Origin of the sequence: Glutamicibacter sp. AOP38-B1-38, from assembly GCF_052377485.1 — a bacterium.
Lineage (GTDB): Bacteria > Actinomycetota > Actinomycetes > Actinomycetales > Micrococcaceae > Glutamicibacter.
In genome coordinates this window covers 1-208 of sequence record NZ_JBQSWU010000118.1, presented here as the reverse complement: position 1 = coordinate 208, position 208 = coordinate 1, and the positions used below count along the sequence as shown (strand labels likewise).

The 208-nt window shown below is 52.4% G+C and carries 1 protein-coding gene; it reads left to right on the top strand.

From position 1 onward, the window contains the following. The coding region (locus tag ACT3TP_RS18845; protein ID WP_444621308.1) for a DDE-type integrase/transposase/recombinase at positions 1–208 on the top strand (208 nt) is incomplete at both ends.

The window sequence follows — 208 nt, the reverse complement described above, 5'->3', positions numbered from 1 at the left end:
CCGTATTTGGGTCACAGATTTCACTTACGTGCCGGTGTATTCCGGGTTCGTATACGTGGCCTTGGTGATCGATCTGTATTCACGGGCGATCGTCGGGTGGGAAACCTCCACGGTGAAAGACACCGCCTTCGTGGAACAGTGCTTGAAGATGGCTTTATGGCGCCGAAAACACACCAAAAGACCAGTTGACAAGGGGCTTCTCCATCAT